Consider the following 14,362-nt stretch of genomic DNA (forward strand, 5'->3'; position numbering starts at 1 on the left):
CCACAAGGATTGCGTCTGGAAACCCTGCTTTATTCCTCACCCAGAACTTCGGCAATCGCGCGCTCGAAACGTGAGGCTTCCGTCACCAGCCAGTCGGTCATCGCCGGCCAATTGTCCTCGGCAAAACAATTCACCCGCCACATCGAATTGATGCCGAGGCCGTCGCAACTTTGTTCTGGCCTGAGCTTCAGCCTGTCTTCGATGGCCGGCTGGACCGGCTTCAACCGCGACCAGGCTTGCGTGGCACCGAACTTCTCGTTGCGGCCGAAGAAGACGCCGACATGATTCTGCGCAGGCGCGACGTACATGGAAAGGACCAATGCGAAATCGGGCAGCCTACGCTGCCAGAACCACGGTCCGCGCCTCGCCAGCAGAGCCCTTTCATCCGGATGCCGTTCCGCGAACAGCGTCCAGAAGCTGCGTTGGCGGAATTCAGAGGCGCGGCGGGCGCCAAAATCGAATTCGCTCATGGCTGGAATCCATGGTCAGAACCGCTTCTCCCGCGATCGTCTCCGGCGCCGAGGCCGACCTTTACACCATGCCGAGCGCGGCCTTGTACAGATCGAGAATGGATTCCTCTTCCTGCCGCTCGGCCTGGTCCTTCTTGCGCAGCCGGATGATCGACCGCATCGCCTTGGTGTCGAAGCCGGTGCCCTTGGCCTCTGCGAACACTTCCTTGATGTCGTCGGCAATCGTCTTCTTCTCTTCCTCGAGCCGCTCGATACGCTCGATGAAGGCGCGCAACTGGCCGGCGGCAACAGTCTGGCTGGTCTCGGTAATGTCGTCGGCCATAGTCTTCTCTCCGCGTCGTTTCTCGCCGCGACTCGGGGTGACCCGAGCGGCGAATTGCAGCGGTTCGATGCCCGACCGGGCGCGGCGGGTCAAGGTGCTATCGATGCGGCATGAAGGGCTGCTGCCAGGCGCCGACAAGTCTCTCTGACGCCGGCCTATTTCACCCGAACGCGATCAGCAGATCCTTGGCATCGATCTGGTCGCCGGCCTTGACCAGCACCTCGGCTACGGTGCCGTCGCGTTCGGCATGCAACGCCGTTTCCATTTTCATCGCTTCGATCGACAGCAGCACGTCGCCGGCCTTCACCGCCTGGCCGGCAGCGACCGCAAGCGCCGAGACGACGCCAGGCATCGGCGCGCCGACATGCGCCTCATTGCCCGGCTCCGCCTTGCGCCGTGCCTTGGCAGCGGACGCGCCATGCGCCCGGTCCGGCACCTTCACCCGGCGCGGCTGCCCGTTGAGCTCGAAGAACACGGTGACCATGCCCTTTTCGTCGACATCGCCGATGGCAAGGCAGCGCACCACCAGCGTCTTGCCTTTTTCGATGTCGACGAAAATCTCGTCTTCCGGCTCCATGCCGTAGAAATAGGTCGGCGTCGGCAGGACGCTGACCGGCCCGTAGGTCTCCTGCGCGGCGGCAAAATCGGAAAACACCTTCGGATACATCAGCCACGACGCGAACTCGAACTCGCTGAGCTTGCGCTCGAGCTTTTCCTCGACCTCCGCGCGACTGGCCTTGAGGTCCGCCGGTTTGAGCAGCGAACCCGGCCGCACCGTGATCGGCTTTTCGCCCTTCAGCACCTTCTTCTGCAATGGCTTTGGCCAGCCGCCCGGCGACTGGCCGAGATCGCCGCGCAACATCGACACCACCGAATCCGGGAAGGCGATGTCCCTCGCCGGATTCTCGACGTCGGCGACGGTCAGGTCCTGGCTCACCATCATCAGCGCCATGTCGCCGACGACCTTGGACGACGGCGTCACCTTGACGATGTCGCCGAACATCAGATTGACGTCGTGATAGGTCTGCGCCACTTCGTGCCAGCGTGTCTCCAGCCCGAGCGAGCGCGCCTGTTCCTTGAGGTTGGTGAACTGACCGCCCGGCATTTCGTGCAGATAGACCTCCGATGCCGGCCCCTTCAGGTCGCTTTCGAAGGCTGAATACTGGTTGCGCACCGCCTCCCAGTAGAACGAGATGTTCCTGATCCACTGCGGGTCGAGGCCCGGATCGCGCTCGGTGCCCTTCAGCGCTTCCACGATCGAACCGAGGCACGGCTGCGAGGTGTTGCCGGATAGCGAATCCATCGCCGCGTCGATGGCATCGACGCCGCTCTCCACCGCCGCCAGCACGGTTGCCGCCGACAGGCCGGATGTGTCGTGGGTGTGGAAGTGGATCGGCAGGTCCGTCGCCTCGCGCAGTGCCTTGAACAGCGCGCGGGCAGCGCTCGGCTTTAGAAGCCCAGCCATGTCCTTGACGGCAATGATATGGGCGCCTGCCGCCTGCAATTCCCTGGCCAGGCCGACATAGTATTTCAGATCGTATTTGGCCCGCGCCGGATCGAGTATGTCACCGGTATAGCAGATCGCCGCTTCGATCAGCTTGCCCTCGGCGCCGACCGCATCCATGGCGACGCGCATGTTCTCGACCCAGTTCAGGCAGTCGAAGACCCGGAACAGGTCGATGCCGCCGGCAGCGGCCTGGCGGACGAAATGCTGGACGACATTGTCGGGATAGTTGGTATAGCCAACGCCGTTGGCACCGCGCAGGAGCATCTGCAGCACAAGGTTGGGTGCTGCCTCGCGCACCAGCGACAGCCGCTCCCATGGGTCTTCGGTGAGAAAGCGCATGGCGACGTCGAATGTGGCGCCGCCCCAGCATTCGAGCGACAAAAGCTGTGGCAGCGCGCGCGCATAAGTGCCGGCAATGCCGGCGATGTCATAGGTGCGTACCCTTGTGGCGAGCAGCGACTGATGCCCGTCGCGCATTGTCGTGTCGGTGACCAGCACCTCTCTTTGCTCGCGCATCCACGCGGCGAATTTCTCCGGCCCGAGCACGTCGAGCTTCTGCTTGCTGCCTTGAGGCACATTGCCGTTGAGATATGGCACCACCGGTGGCGCCGCATCGGCCTTTGGCTGCGGCCGGCCGCGCGTCTCGGGATGACCATTGACCGAAACGTCGGCAAGGTAGTTGAGCAGCTTGGTCGCGCGGTCCTGCCGCTTCACACTGGCGAACAGTTCCGGCGTCGTGTCGATGAACTTGGTGGTGTAGGAATTGTCGGCGAAGCTCGGGTGATTGATGATCGCCTCGAGGAACGTGAGGTTGGTCGCCACGCCGCGGATGCGGAATTCGCGCAGCGCCCGGTTCATGCGGGCGATGGTCTCGGCCGGCGTCGGCGCCCACGCCGTCACCTTTTCCAGCAGCGGATCGTAGAAGCGGGTGATGACCGCGCCCGAATAGGCGGTGCCGCCATCAAGGCGGATACCGAAGCCGGTGGCGCCGCGATAGGCGGTGATGCGGCCATAATCGGGGATGAAATTATGCTCGGGGTCTTCGGTGGTGATGCGGCACTGCAGCGCGTGGCCGTTGAGCCTGATGTCCTTCTGCGCCGGCACGCCCGATTCCGCTGTGCCGATGGCAAAGCCGTCGAGGATGTGGATCTGCGCCTTGACGATGTCGATGCCGGTCACCTGTTCGGTGACGGTGTGCTCGACCTGGATACGCGGATTGACCTCGATGAAATAGAATTTTCCGGTATCGGCATCCTGCAGGAACTCGACCGTGCCGGCGCCGATATAGCTGGTTTCGCGCGCGATCCTCAGCGCGTAGCCGCAAAGCTCCTCGCGCTGTGACATTTCGAGGTAGGGCGCCGGCGCCCGCTCGACCACTTTCTGGTTGCGACGCTGGATCGAACAATCGCGCTCGAACAGGTGCACGGCGTTGCCATGTGTGTCGCCCAGCACCTGCACCTCGACATGGCGCGCGCGCTCGATCAGCTTTTCGAGATAGACCTCGTCCTTGCCGAAAGCGGCCTTCGCCTCACGCTTGCCTTCCATCACCTCGCGGGCGAGATCGGCCTCGGACCGGATGGCGCGCATGCCCCGGCCGCCGCCGCCCCAGGACGCCTTGAGCATCACCGGGTAGCCGATCGTCTTGGCGAGTTCCTTTACCGCCGCCATGTCGTCCGGCAAGGGATCGGTAGCGGGAATTACCGGCACGCCGACTTCGATTGCGAGATTGCGGGCAGCGACCTTGTTGCCCAGCCTGCGCATCGTATCCGGCTTTGGCCCGATGAAGATGATGCCGGCCGTGGCGCAGGCCTCGGCGAATTCCGGGCTTTCCGACAGCAGGCCGTAGCCTGGATGGATGGCATCGGCGCCCGAAAGCCTGGCGACGCGGATAACCTCCTCGATCGACAGATAGCTTTCGATCGGCCCCATATCCCTGGCCAAATGCGGCCCGCGCCCGACCTGGTAGCTTTCGTCGGCCTTGAAGCGATGCAGGGAGTATTTGTCCTCCTCTGCCCAGATCGCCACGGTTTTGAGGCCGAGCTCGTTTGCCGCGCGGAAGACGCGGATGGCTATTTCGGAGCGGTTGGCGACAAGGATCTTCGAGATTGCCAAGGACAGGGCTCCGGACGCGGGGAAGGGAACTGCCGGACATGATTAGCGCGAAAATGCTGCAGTGCAAACAAAATCGAAAAGAGGATTAAACCGATTTAATTTGATCCATCGCGCTGACACATTGCGTGTCGATCCGAAGAACGCCTGGGCAGTTCCGATCCAGGCTTTCGGGAACTCTCATAAAAAATGCCCGGCGCGAGGCGCCGGGCATTCTCATGTAGCAACGTCCGGTTATTTGCCGGGTGCGTTCTCGACATAGGTGTACTTGCCGTCGTCACCCTTCTTCCAGGTGTACATGACGTAGTCAGGACGGGTGATATCGCCCTTCGCGTCGTAGCCGATCTCGCCGATCGCGGTCTTCCAGGGGCCGGCCGACTTGATGGTCTCGGCTACCTTCTGAGCGTCATCGGCTGAACCGGTCTTGGTGATGGCGGCCGCGATGATTTCCATCGCCGCGTAGGAGTAAAGGGTATAGGCCTCAGGCTCGAAGCCGGCCGCACGGAACTTCTCGACGAGTTCCTTGGCGTTCGGATTCTTGCGCGGATCCGGAGCGAACGTCATCAGCGTGCCCTCGACGGCGTCGCCGGCGATGGAGGCCAATTCGTTCGACACGATGCCGTCGCCGGACATGAAGGTTGCCTTGAGGCCCTGGTCAGCGAGCTGGCGTATGATCAGGCCGGCTTCGGTGTGCAGGCCGCCATAGTAGACGACCGAGACGCCCGCGTCCTTCATCTTGGCGATGAGGGCCGAGAAATCCTTGTCGCCGACATTGATGCCTTCATACATGGCCTCAGTCACGCCGTTGGCTGCGAGCGCCTTCTTGGTTTCGTCGGCGAGGCCCTGGCCATAAGGCGTCTTGTCATGGATGACAGCGATCTTGGCATCCTTGAAGTTCGCGGCGAGATAGTCGCCAGCGACCTTGCCCTGCTGATCGTCGCGTCCGCAGGTGCGGAAGGTGTTCCACATGCCACGTTCCGTCAACTTCGGATTGGTCGCGGCCGGCGTGATCTCAAGGATGCCGTTCTCGGCGTAGACTTCCGACGCCGGGATCGAGACGCCGGAGTTGAAGTGGCCATCGACGTACTTGACGCCGTCGGCGACGAACTTGTTGGCGACCGAGATGCCTTGCTTGGGATCGGAGACGTCGTCGCCGACTTCAAGCTTGAGCTGCTGGCCAAGAACGCCGCCCGCCGCATTGATATCGGCGACTGCCTGTTCGGCACCCTTCTGAAGCTGGGCGCCGAACGCTGCGTTCGGGCCGGTGATCGGACCGGCAACGCCGATCAGGATGTCAGCCCACGCGTTGCCGCTGAACGCGACAAGCGCGGTCAGGGCGACGGCGGACAAAAGTGACTTTTTCATTGAAACGCTCCCATTTACCGAGTGGGCGTGGATGTTGCTTTCATGCGATGCCCACTCTTGCTCGCAGAAAGAGTACTTTGCCGATTTTCAGGCACTTGTCACGCCGATTCATCCCTGAAACGCCGTTAATGATAAATGTCAACCTTTTGGTTTCCAGCTCAAAAGAGAGGCTCTTTCGTAAAGCCAATTATACTGCGTTACCATCTGGTTGGTGCGCGTGTATTGGTAGCCGATGAAGCCCAAGATCATCAGCACAATGGTATCGACGATGTAGTAATGCAGCGAGAACATCGTTCCGCCGAACAGCGCGTGATGAATGAACCTTATGCCGATGCCGAGCCCCAGCATGAAGGCGAACAACTGGGCGAAGCTGCGCCACGTCTGCGCACACGCCTTGCCCGTCATCCACGCCGCCCAGCCGCCGAGCAGGCAGGTGACGAAGAAGAACTGCCAGATCGAGGGTTCCTCATAGAGAATGCCCTGCATGATTGATGTCTCCTGAAACTCAGTGATGGCCGCCTTCGAGATAGGCGGCGCGCACTTCCGGATTGGCGAGCAGTTCCTTGCCGGTGCCGCTCATCGTCACATTGCCGTTGACCATGACATAGCCGCGCGTGGCGAGCTTGAGTGCGCCGAAGGCGTTCTGCTCGACCAGGAACACCGTCAGTCCCTGCGTGCGGTTCAGCTCGCGAATGGCGTCGAAGATCTGCTTGACGATCAGCGGCGCCAGGCCGAGCGACGGCTCGTCGAGCAGGAGCAGCTTCGGCCGTGCCATCAGCGCGCGCCCGATCGACAGCATCTGCTGCTCGCCGCCGGACAGCGTGCCGCCACGCTGGGCAATGCGTTCCTTCAGGCGTGGAAACAGCGTGAACACCTTCTCGACGTCCTCGTCATAATGCTCAAGGTTGTCGAGGCTGGCGCCCATTTGCAGGTTTTCCATCACCGTCATGCGCGGGAAAATGCGGCGCCCTTCCGGCGACTGGGCGATGCGCATGCGCGCGATCTCGTGGGTCGGCAGTTGGGTGATGTCGGTACCGGCGAATGTGATGGTACCCGCGCGGGCGCGGGGAGCACCGAAGATGGTCATCATCAGCGTCGACTTGCCGGCGCCGTTGGCACCGATCAGCGCTACGATCTCACCTTGCCTGACGGTGACGTCGACACCGTTCAGCGCCCTGATGTTGCCGTAGTAGGTCTGAACGCCCTTGATATCGAGCAGCGTTGTGCCGGCCATCACTTGCGCCCTCCGCGCCGATTGGAGACGCGCGGCGTCTTCGGCTTCACCGGAGCCTTGGTGGCCGGCTTTGCTGCAGAGGATTTCGCGGCAGAAGATTTCGCCGTCGGTTTGGCTTTGGCCTGCGCTGCCGCCTTGCTTGCTGCGGCACTCGACCTCGCATCGAACTGCCCGGCTTTCGAGGCACCTTTCGACACGGTGACGCGCTCGCCCTCGCTGTGGCCGACCGTGTCGGCAACCGGTCCGGCGAGATAGGAAGACGATGTGCCTGGGCCGTGGGCGGCATCCGGGCCCGTATCCAATTGCTCGATGACATCTTCGTCGCCGACTTCGGTGAGCACCGTCTCGACCTCCTCGTCGTCGACGCCAAGATAGGCGGCGATGACGCGCGGGTCGGTTCGCACCGATTGCGGGTTGCCGTCCGAGATTTTGCGCCCGTATTCGAGCACCACGACGTGATCGGAAATCTGCATCACCACCGCCATGTCGTGCTCGATCAAAAGGATCGACGTGCCGGTGTTGTCCTTGATGTCCATCAGCAGCGCATTGAGCCCCGCCGATTCTTTCGGATTGAGACCAGCGGCCGGCTCGTCGAGGCACAGAAGCTCAGGCCCGGTGCACATGGCGCGAGCGATTTCGAGCCGCCGCTGCGCGCCATAGGGCAGATCGCCGGCCGGATCGTCGGCGCGGTCGACAAGATCGGCCTTCTCCAGCCAGTGCTCGGCCAGTTCAACCGATTCCGCCGAGGCCTGTCTGTAGCCGCTAAAGCCGAACAGGCCGAGAATGGTGTAACCGGAGGCCTTCATCAGCTTGTTGTGCTGGGCGACGAGAAGGTTCTCCAGCAGCGTCATGCCCGAGAACAGGCGGATGTTCTGAAAGGTGCGCGCCACCTTGGCGCGCGCCGGGATCTCATGGTTGGGCAAGCGTTCGAGCAGGAACGTCGAGCCGTCGCGCCGGTTGAGCGTGATCATGCCTTCCGACGGTTTGTAGAAACCGGTGATGCAATTGAACACGGTGGTCTTGCCGGCGCCGTTCGGACCGATCAGCGCGGTGATCTCGCCGCGCTTGGCCTGGAAGGAAAGGTCGCCGATGGCGACGAGACCGCCGAACTTCATCGACAGATGCTCGACCTGCAGGATGGCATTGTTCATGGAGGGGCTCGCGTTCATCAGCCGTGTCCCTCCTTGGTGAAGGACCCGGACACCGCCCTGCGCACCTTGAGGAAAGCTGTCGGCTCGCGGCTGCCGACGAAGCCGCGCGGCTTCCACAGCATGACGATGACCATCGCCATGCCGAACAGCAGCATGCGATACAGTTCCGGCGTGAAGCCGGACCCGAAACCGGGTATGACCGTAGTGTTGCCCCACCTGAGGCCGGTCTTGAGGAAATCCAGTTCGCGCAGGACTTCGGTGCCGCCGATCATCACCATGGCGGCGACGGCAATGCCGACCAGCGAGCCCATGCCGCCAAGCACGACGATGGCGAGGATGATCGCCGATTCCAGGAAGACGAAGGATTCCGGGCTGACGAAGCCTTGCCGCGCGGCAAAGAACGAGCCGGCGAAGCCGCCGAACATCGCGCCCGTGGCAAAGGCGGTGAGCTTGGTGGTGGTGGTGTTGATGCCGAGCGAACGGCAGGCGATCTCGTCCTCGCGCAGCGCTTCCCAGGCACGGCCGACCGGCATCCGCCTGAGCCTCACGGTGACGAAGGCCGTCAGCAGGCAGAGCCCGAGGATCAAATAGTAGAGGAATATCTTGTAGTAGGCACCCGATTGGGCGATGCCGAGCACCTTCGAGATGTAGTTCGGGTCGGAGACGTTGAACGACATCAGGCCGAAGAAAGACACCTTCGGGATGCCGGAAATGCCGGCCGAGCCGTTGGTCACCTCGCGCCAGTTGATGATCACCAGCCTTATGATTTCGCCGAAGGCGAGCGTCACGATCGCCAGATAGTCACCGCGCAAGCGCAGCACCGGGAAGCCTAGCATCACCCCCCAAAACGCAGCCATCAGGCCGGCGGCGGGCAGCAGGATCCAGAAGGAGAGGCCGAAATGCGTGCCGAGCAGCGCATAGGCGTAGGCACCGACGGCGTAGAAGGCGACATAGCCGAGATCGAGCAGGCCGGCCAAGCCGATAACGATATTCAGCCCCCAGGCCAGCATCACGTAGATCAGGATCTGGATGCCGTAATTGTCGACATATTTCAGCGAGCCCTGGAAACCGGCGGCCATCGACCCGGCATATAGCGCCAGCACCAACACCACCACGATCGGGTAGAGCGCCAGTGCAGTTATGCCCAATGCCGAGAAATGAGCATGAATGAAGGCCCGGAAATGATAAATCAGCCAGGCCAGCGCATAGATGATTGCAAGCGCCCGCACGAACCGCACGAAATCGGAAAGTTCCGGCCCTAAGGCGTCGGTCAGAAAGCCGCTGAGCGCGAGCAGAATAACGGCGACGGCGAGCGCCACGATGAACGCGGGAAAGCGGAAGAATCGCGAAGCCAGGCTGACCGGCAGCAGGCCGGTGGCGACGTCGACGATCTTCTGGTTCGCCAGGAAGGGTTGGCCATAGGCGACGTAAAGGAAGCGTCCGGCCATGGTGGCGATCACGACGCCGGCGAGCAAGCCCCAGCGCTGCACCAGGATCAGTTCGTTGGAGATGTTCTGGTCGGTCTTCAGGCCGATGAACAGCACGAACAGGCCAAGCGAGATGGCGCCGGCATAGAGCGCTTCGCGAAAAGCGCGCTGGACCGGGGTGGCGACGACGGTGCTTTCCGGAGACACGGTAACCGCCATGATCTCAGACCTTTTCGACTTCTGGCCGGCCGAGAATGCCGGAAGGCAGGAAGATCAGCACGATCGCCAGGATGGAAAAGGCGGCGACGTCCTTGTAATCGATCGAGAAATAAGCCGACCACATGCTTTCGATGAAGCCAATCATCAGCCCGCCGAGCACGGCGCCGGGCAGTGAGCCGATGCCGCCGAGCACCGCGGCAGTAAATGCCTTCACACCGGGCGTAAAGCCGTCGGAAAACACCACCACACCGTAGTACATCAGGAACAACGTGCCGGCGACGGCGGCAAGGGCGGCGCCCATGATGAAGGTGATCGAGATGGTGCGGTCGACGTCGATGCCAAGCAGTGCGGCCATCTTGCGGTCCTGCTCGCAGGCGCGCTGCGCCCGACCGAGCGAGGTCTTGTTGACCAGGTACCAGAACAGCGCCAGCAGGACTATGGTGACCAGGACGATGATGATCTGCTTCAGCGAGACGCTGATGCCTTCGATGTTGTAGACCTTGGACACCATTGGCGGGACCGGCTTGTTGCGCGGCCCTTGGGTCACCTGGACGAAATTGGACAGCGCAATCGACATGCCAATCGCGGTGATCAGCGGCGCCAGCCGGAATGAACCGCGCAAAGGCCGGTAGGCCACCTTCTCGATCGTCCAATTATACAGGCTGGTCAGCAGCATCGCGACGATCATCATGATCAGCAGCGCAACGACGATCGGCAGCGAATAGAACAACGCACCGAGGATAAGGAAAACGATGAGCGCGGTGAAAGCGCCGATCATGAAAATGTCGCCATGGGCGAAATTGATCATGCCGATGATGCCGTAGACCATCGTATAGCCGATCGCGATCAGCCCATAGATCGATCCCAGCGTCAGCCCATTGATAAGCTGCTGGACAAAATACTGCATGCTGTCGTGGCTCCCCTGGAATGTCGCCCATGCAGACGCATTCCTTTTCGTATTTCCCCTAGTCGTAAAGTTTCGAGCCCGGATTGCAACGTGATTTTTCGATCATTATGCGTGTTTTCGCCGCACGCCGTTCGATTGCCCGTTTTGTTCCCGTCCGCCCCCTGGACCATCGCGGACCCTACCATTGGCCTAACGCAATGTCTTTGACGATTCAATCGCAGCATGCGCTCCATTTCGAAGAAATCGCCGTCAAAATAAGTTGATGAGCGGGATCGTTGCGCCGTTGACGTCAATCCGCTTGCGCTCTCTCTTTCCCTTGCGTCAGTGTTTTTTCTATTTGACGACGAAGCCGTGCGCGAACGGGTCGCGGTCGTAGATGAAGATCGTGTTCAATCCGGTCATTCGTGCCCAGCCGCCGATCGAGGGAATGATTGCCGGCTTGCCGGCGACGGTGACCTCTTCCTCGACCCTGCCCTTGAACAGCGAACCAATGATCGATTCGTGGACGAAGTCGTCGCCAACCCCAAGCTTGCCCTTGGCGTGAAGCTGCGCCATACGCGCCGAGGTGCCGGTGCCGCAGGGCGACCGGTCGATTGCCTTGTCGCCGTAGAAGACGGCGTTGCGGGCATCGGCTTGCGGGTTGGTCGGCGCGCCGGTCCACAATATGTGCGACAGCGTATTGATGCCGGGATTCTCCGGATGCACGAAGGTATATTTTTCGTTGAGCCGCTGCCGCACCACCGGGCTCCAGGCGATCAGTTCGCCGGCCGAATGGTCGGCCATGTCGCGATAGGTCTTTTGCGGTTCGACGATGGCGTAGAAATTGCCGCCATAGGCGACATCGACGCTGATCTCGCCGAGCCCGGGGCATTCGACCGTCAGTGCCTCGGCATAGAGGAAGGAAGGCACATTGGTGATGCGCACCTCCTCGACATAGTCGCCGACTTGGCTGTACTCCGCTACGACCACGCCCGCCGGCGTATCCAGCCTGAGCACGCCCGGTGTCTTCGGCTTGATCAGCCCATGCTCGACGGCAAAAGTTACCGTGCCGATGGTGCCGTGGCCGCACATCGGCAAGCAGCCCGAGGTTTCGATGAACAGGATGGCGATGTCGCAATCTTCACGCGTCGGCGGATAGAGGATCGAGCCGGACATCACGTCATGGCCGCGCGGCTCGAACATCAGCCCGGTGCGGATCCAGTCATATTCGGCCAGGAAATGCGCTCGCCGCTCCATCATCGTTGAGCCCTTGAGCAAAGGCCCACCGCCGGCGACCAGCCGCACCGGATTGCCGCAGGTGTGGCCGTCTATGCAGAAGAAGGAATTCTTGGCCATGCCGGCTCCCAACTGAATGTCTTCGAACTCAAAACCGTTGCGGGCTGAACGGGCCGAGATCGAGCGATGGATTCTGCCCGAGAACGAGCTCGCGGATCAAGCGCCCGGTCGCCGCAGCCTGGGTCAGGCCGAGGTGACCGTGGCCGAAACCATACACCACCGACGGCGTTTGTTGCGACCGCCCGATCACCGGCAGCGAATCCGGCAGCGACGGCCGGAACCCCATCCATTCGCGTCCATTGGCCGGATCCAGTCCCGGCAGGAATTTCTGCGCCTTTTCGAGCAGCGCTTTCGAGCGCGCATAATTGGGCGGCCTCTCAAGGCCGCCGAGTTCGACCGCGCCGCCGACGCGCAGGCCCGTCTCGAGCGGCGTGATGACGAAGCCATGCCCGGAGAAGATCAATTGCCGCTTTACGTCGAAGGCAGTCTTCGGCAACGTCGTGTTGTAGCCACGCTCGGTCTCCAGCGGGATTCCGTCGCCGAGATGTCTCGCCAGCAGATGCGACCAGGCCCCGGCAGCGATGACGACGTGCTTCGCCCGTCGCCGCGTGCCGTCGGCCATGGTCAAGATCGCGCCGTCCTGTCCCGCCTTGACACGCTCGATCCGGGCCCTTTCGAACCCGGCGCCCAACCTCTCGGCATAGGCCCACAAGGCCTTTCCAAGCAGTTTGGGATCGGCAACGGTTTTCCACCCCGGCACGAACGTTCCCTTGACGAAGCGCGGCGACAGACCGGGCTGCAGGGCTGTGAGAGCGCTCCCGTCGACATGGCTGAAGCCGATGCCGAAGCGCTGCCTTGCCGCCCAGCCGGTCAGCGAGGCCTTGAACTCGGCCTCGCTGTCGTAGAGTTCGAGCGAGCCGTCCTCATGCAGCATCGGCCGTGTGCCGGAACGGTCGAGCAAGCCCATCCATTCCGCCTCGGCGAGCTTCATCATCGCGGCCTGCGCGGCAAGGCCGGCTTCATAGCGGTCGCTTCGGCCGGCGCGCCAGAAGCGGACCAGCCAGGGCAGCAGCTTCGGCAGATACGCGGGTGGGATGCTGAGCGGGCCGAGCGGGTCGGCGAGCCATTTCGGCAACTGCTTGATCATGCCCTTGTGGGCGAGCGGCAGCACATCGGAGAAGGCAAAGGCAGCGGCATTGCCGGAGCTGGTTTCCTCACAGATCCCCGTCCGATCGAAGATCGTGACATTTTGGCCCGCCTCTGCCAGAAAGGCGGCGGCGCAGATGCCGATGATGCCGCCACCAATGATGGCGACATCGAGCGTAGCATTATCATTCATTGCCATGCGCCGCGCTGCACATCTGCAAATGCCTTCAAAGCGACTGGATCAGAATGTCGGCAGCTCTGGCCGCACCGCCAGCGCATCCCTGACGATCTTTTCGACTGCCTTGCGCCGCTCGCCCGACAATGGCTGGCGCGGCATGCGCACGCGGTCGTTGGTGTTGATCGCCAACACTTCGGCGAGCTTGATGTTCTGCACCAGATAGGTCGAGACGTCGAGGTCGAGCAGCGGCCGGAACCAGCGGTAGATCTTCAACGCCTCCTCGCGGCGGCCCTGTCTCATCAGTTGGTAGATGGCGACGGTCTCGCGCGGGAACGCGGTGACCAGGCCCGCCACCCAGCCGATGGCGCCGACCGACAGCGCCTCGAAGGCGAGATTGTCTACGCCGGTGAACAAATCGTAGCGGTCGCCGAGGCGGTTGATGATCTCGGTCGAGCGGCGGATGTCGTCGGAGGACTCTTTTATGGCGACGAAGCGTTGGTCCTTCGCCAACTCCTCCATCTGGTCGACGGTGACGTCGACGCGGTAGGCAAGCCGGTTGGAGTAGATCATCACCGGCAGGTCGCCGGCCGCGGCGGCGGCGCTGAGTGCCGCGACCGTCTCTTCGGCATTGGTATGGTAGATCGGACTCGGCACCACCATCAAACCGTTGGCGCCCGCCTTGGCAGCGCGGCGCGCGATCGCCGCCGCCTCGCGTGTACCGGCCTCGTTGACCGTCAACAGCACCGGTTTCTTGCCGGCGATCTTCTGCGCGGTCTTCAGCACCGCGATCTTCTCGTCGTGCGACAACATCGGGCCTTCGCCGAGCGACCCGCAGACGATGATGCCGTCACAGCCGGCCTCCATCTGCAGCGCAAAGCAGCGCTCCATCTCGGCATGGTCGAGGCCGTCGTCCTTGGTGAATTTGGTCGTAACGGCGGGGAAGACTCCGGCCCACATGTCGATCACTCCATCTGATATATCAGCCGTATATTTCTTAAGAAGCCGGCTGTCAACATTGAATCTGATATGATATATCAACAATATATCAGGAG

General features: G+C 62.1%; 11 protein-coding genes and 1 pseudogene. All 12 read right to left on the minus strand.

Annotated features, from left to right (window positions below; genetic code table 11):
- Positions 1–29 precede the first annotated feature (29 nt).
- The 12 genes and pseudogenes from NKI17_RS14990 to NKI17_RS15045 all read right to left on the minus strand — a co-directional run bounded on the left by NKI17_RS14990 (position 30) and on the right by NKI17_RS15045 (position 14,267).
- Positions 30–470, minus strand: a complete 441-nt coding sequence (locus tag NKI17_RS14990) for a hypothetical protein (protein WP_352906240.1) — start codon at positions 468–470, stop codon at positions 30–32.
- 61 nt (positions 471–531) lie between these two features.
- The gene (locus NKI17_RS14995; protein ID WP_023719653.1) at positions 532–792 is read right to left on the minus strand and encodes a DUF2312 domain-containing protein; all 261 of its coding nucleotides are present in this window, start codon (positions 790–792) and stop codon (positions 532–534) included.
- A 160-nt stretch (positions 793–952) separates the two neighbouring features.
- Entirely contained in the window at positions 953–4,411 is a 3,459-nt protein-coding gene (gene pyc / locus NKI17_RS15000) for a pyruvate carboxylase (RefSeq protein WP_352906241.1), read from the minus strand.
- Between the two features lie 231 nt (positions 4,412–4,642).
- A complete protein-coding gene (locus NKI17_RS15005) occupies positions 4,643–5,773 on the minus strand; it encodes a branched-chain amino acid ABC transporter substrate-binding protein (RefSeq protein WP_023678047.1) in 1,131 nt (376 codons plus the stop codon).
- A 138-nt stretch (positions 5,774–5,911) separates the two neighbouring features.
- Positions 5,912–6,259: a DUF6867 family protein gene (locus NKI17_RS15010; protein ID WP_023678048.1), complete on the minus strand. Its 348-nt coding sequence runs from the start codon at positions 6,257–6,259 to the stop codon at positions 5,912–5,914.
- Positions 6,260–6,278: 19 nt separating this feature from the next.
- Positions 6,279–7,007, minus strand: coding sequence for an ABC transporter ATP-binding protein (locus tag NKI17_RS15015; RefSeq protein ID WP_352455032.1), 729 nt, complete (start codon positions 7,005–7,007; stop codon positions 6,279–6,281).
- Positions 7,008–7,015: 8 nt separating this feature from the next.
- A pseudogene (locus NKI17_RS15020) lies at positions 7,016–8,176 on the minus strand (ABC transporter ATP-binding protein); the annotation flags it as partial.
- Complete coding sequence (livM, locus tag NKI17_RS15025; RefSeq protein WP_023678051.1) at positions 8,176–9,804, minus strand: high-affinity branched-chain amino acid ABC transporter permease LivM; 1,629 nt, start codon at positions 9,802–9,804, stop codon at positions 8,176–8,178. The gene livM and the pseudogene NKI17_RS15020, both read right to left, overlap by 1 nt.
- 4 nt (positions 9,805–9,808) lie before the next feature.
- Positions 9,809–10,711 (minus strand): branched-chain amino acid ABC transporter permease, encoded by a 903-nt coding sequence (locus NKI17_RS15030; RefSeq protein ID WP_023678052.1) that lies wholly within the window; start codon positions 10,709–10,711, stop codon positions 9,809–9,811.
- 333 nt (positions 10,712–11,044) lie between these two features.
- Positions 11,045–12,046 carry a 4-hydroxyproline epimerase gene (locus NKI17_RS15035; protein ID WP_352634258.1) on the minus strand — a complete coding sequence of 334 codons (1,002 nt, stop codon included), beginning with the start codon at positions 12,044–12,046 and terminating at the stop codon, positions 11,045–11,047.
- A gap of 28 nt (positions 12,047–12,074) precedes the next feature.
- A complete protein-coding gene (locus NKI17_RS15040) occupies positions 12,075–13,325 on the minus strand; it encodes an NAD(P)/FAD-dependent oxidoreductase (protein WP_352906242.1) in 1,251 nt (416 codons plus the stop codon).
- A gap of 48 nt (positions 13,326–13,373) precedes the next feature.
- Positions 13,374–14,267: a dihydrodipicolinate synthase family protein gene (locus NKI17_RS15045; protein ID WP_023678055.1), complete on the minus strand. Its 894-nt coding sequence runs from the start codon at positions 14,265–14,267 to the stop codon at positions 13,374–13,376.
- Positions 14,268–14,362 lie beyond the last annotated feature (95 nt).

Origin of the sequence: Mesorhizobium sp. M0816 (genome assembly GCF_040320005.1) — a bacterium.
Lineage (GTDB): Bacteria > Pseudomonadota > Alphaproteobacteria > Rhizobiales > Rhizobiaceae > Mesorhizobium.

Excerpts from the sequence above, each read along its gene's own strand:
- NKI17_RS14990 (WP_352906240.1), bottom strand. The coding sequence starts at position 470 with ATGAGCGAATTCGATTTTGGCGCCCGCCGCGCCTCTGAATTCCGCCAA.
- NKI17_RS14995 (WP_023719653.1), bottom strand. The coding sequence starts at position 792 with ATGGCCGACGACATTACCGAGACCAGCCAGACTGTTGCCGCCGGCCAG.
- NKI17_RS15005 (WP_023678047.1), bottom strand. The coding sequence starts at position 5,773 with ATGAAAAAGTCACTTTTGTCCGCCGTCGCCCTGACCGCGCTTGTCGCG.
- NKI17_RS15010 (WP_023678048.1), bottom strand. The coding sequence starts at position 6,259 with ATGCAGGGCATTCTCTATGAGGAACCCTCGATCTGGCAGTTCTTCTTC.
- NKI17_RS15015 (WP_352455032.1), bottom strand. The coding sequence starts at position 7,007 with ATGGCCGGCACAACGCTGCTCGATATCAAGGGCGTTCAGACCTACTAC.
- livM (WP_023678051.1), bottom strand. The coding sequence starts at position 9,804 with ATGGCGGTTACCGTGTCTCCGGAAAGCACCGTCGTCGCCACCCCGGTC.
- NKI17_RS15030 (WP_023678052.1), bottom strand. The coding sequence starts at position 10,711 with ATGCAGTATTTTGTCCAGCAGCTTATCAATGGGCTGACGCTGGGATCG.
- NKI17_RS15035 (WP_352634258.1), bottom strand. The coding sequence starts at position 12,046 with ATGGCCAAGAATTCCTTCTTCTGCATAGACGGCCACACCTGCGGCAAT.
- NKI17_RS15040 (WP_352906242.1), bottom strand. The coding sequence starts at position 13,325 with ATGAATGATAATGCTACGCTCGATGTCGCCATCATTGGTGGCGGCATC.
- NKI17_RS15045 (WP_023678055.1), bottom strand. The coding sequence starts at position 14,267 with ATGTGGGCCGGAGTCTTCCCCGCCGTTACGACCAAATTCACCAAGGAC.